Here is an 800-nt window from a genome sequence, read left to right on the forward strand (position 1 = left end):
AATGATTCGGTTTTGGTGCTCGACGAACTCTCTGAAAGGCTCGACGAAAAACCGTCTTCAAAAGGTTCAATCAAAGCTCTTTATGAACGCATGAGATCGAGTAATACGGCACTTGTTATGCCACTGTTTGGCCGTGAAAAGTCGGTTTCACATTTGCTGATTTCTTCACACAAAAGCGATAACAAACTGTTTTCGAACGAAGAGATTTCAGCACTACAAACATTGTTGATCCGCGTACAAAATACGATTGAGTCTGATAGAAAGATTCGTCAAAGCCGCGCGTTGGCCAACTCGATCGCCCATGAAATGCGCAACCCATTGGCGCAAGTTCAGCTTCAATTTGAAGCGCTGAAACAGCACATTGATAGCAATGCATCTGATGACAAGATCAGAAGCGATATCGAAAAAGGCCAAGCAGCAATTCAGCGTGGACGCCAACTCATCGACATCATCTTGCGCGAAGTCAGCGATACTTCTGCTGTGCATGAACCCCTTTCGCTTACCTCGATTCATAAAGCGGTGGATCTTGCGGTGAGTCGATACGGTTTTGAAAACGAACACATCATCGAAAGGGTGAAACTTCCGACTCAAAACGACTTTGTCGCCAAAATCAACGAGACGCTGTTCAACTTTGTCATTTTCAATTTGATTCGCAATGCGATTTACTATTTTGATTCCTATCCCGATAGTCAAATTGAAATCAGAACCCTCGTCGGCCCTTATGAAAACACGCTTGTTTTCCGCGATACAGGGCCTGGGATTGATGACAGCATCGTACACAAAATCTTTGATGACTTTTT

At 44.0% G+C, this 800-nt stretch carries 1 protein-coding gene; it reads left to right on the forward strand.

What is annotated here, in order from left to right; all coding sequences use genetic code 11:
• A partial coding sequence (locus R8O10_RS24635) for a HAMP domain-containing sensor histidine kinase (RefSeq protein ID WP_318191877.1) occupies positions 1-800 on the forward strand: 800 nt, incomplete at both ends.

Source organism: Vibrio sp. 1727, from assembly GCF_033344415.1.
Classification (GTDB): Bacteria; Pseudomonadota; Gammaproteobacteria; order Enterobacterales; family Vibrionaceae; genus Vibrio; species Vibrio alginolyticus.